Origin of the sequence: Methanoregula sp., assembly GCF_002835825.1 — an archaeon.
Taxonomy (GTDB): Archaea; Halobacteriota; Methanomicrobia; order Methanomicrobiales; family Methanospirillaceae; genus Methanoregula.
The window spans coordinates 1-1,352 of sequence record NZ_PIZH01000560.1; the positions used below are offsets into that span (position 1 = coordinate 1).

The 1,352-nt window shown below is 53.0% G+C and carries 1 protein-coding gene; it reads right to left on the minus strand.

Features of this window, described 5'->3' with window-relative positions; translation table 11 throughout:
* Nucleotides 1–41: 41 nt before the first annotated feature.
* Nucleotides 42–1,352: NAD(P)H-dependent oxidoreductase (locus CW742_RS13290; protein ID WP_292421168.1), on the minus strand; the 1,311-nt coding region annotated here is incomplete at its 5' end.

Below are 1,352 nucleotides of genomic sequence, written 5' to 3' on the forward strand. Positions count from 1 at the left end.
ACAGGAGATTATTCATCACGCATTCCCGAAAAGAGATTTCATCATGCTGCATTCTTCAGGACCGGTTCGAACTGTTTTATCATGTGATATTTCATCCCGCCATACACGTTCTTCCGGAACCCGGAGATTTTTGTCAGGGGAATGAAGAGTGCCTTCAGGAACCGGGTCTTCAGGTCTGCCTGCGGGAAATCCAACAACCCGTTCCTGCAGTAATACCGGTAATCCGCCTGGAAGATAAACCTCATTTCTCCATACACCGAATCCCGGAAAATCTTGTGGCCTCCGACTGCGTAGAATGTCCGGGGCGGAATATAGCTGATCTCTGCACACTCATGGAGCCGTTGTGCCATTGTATCGCGCAGGGCGTCGAGCTCCCCGGAATCCGATACTTCGTCAGTCACGAAGTGAGCGTGGCATCCGCCATTGTCGGCCCATGCCACGAGCGCCTCCTTCAGGCAGGGGATCTGGTGCAGGGGACCGGCGATGACAAAGCCGATCTGCTTTCCTTTCAGGCCCGGGATATGCCCTTTAAAGAAACTCCGGTCAAAGAACTGTTTCCATGTCGACGATAGGTACCGGTCATGCACCGATCCGGCAATGACGATGATATCCGCAGGCACCAGCGTGTTCGTGAAAAAGTCCGTGTACCCGTCCGTATAGACACAGGTGTTGTCGTACCCGCACTGGCAGCACCCGAGGCAGCCTCCCTTTATGTTCACGTCATGGAGGTTAATGGTCTCGACAGAACCGGAGAACGTTTTTGCAAGCCGGGCGGTCATTGCGGAAAGGTTCGGTGAACTGCCGTCTTCATCCGTAAGGATGACAATCTTTTTTGTTTTGGTGTCAAGGGTCCGGGCCGGTGCACCCGGGGAATAGGCAAGTTGTGGCCAGGCAAGCGGGGCATTCTCCTGCTGGACGGGGATCTTCTCCTGCACTGCAGTGATGAGAAGGGAGGCGAACTGTTGCAGGCGTTTCTGCTCTTCTTCCTGTAGGAGATCGTCCATGGCCGCAGAATAAAACCCGAGGTACTTCATCCCGAGATCATCGCTGATTGCATGGATGTAGGCATGGGCGATCTGGTCAAAGAAATGGATGGAGGTCGAGATCGACGCCGCATACGTCCCGGCAAATACGTCCTGTGCATTCCGTTCGAAGATGAGTTCGATAAACCGCTTGTACTGGGAGGAGACGACCAGGTAATAGAGCGGGAATGCAAAGAGCACAAGGTCTGCCGACCGGACACTGTCGAGAATCGCATTCCACGCAGCGGTATCCTTCTCGATCTTCCGGATATCCTGTGCAACATTGAATTGTTCATACGTATGTTTCGGGAATTTTTTCTTTATGTACGT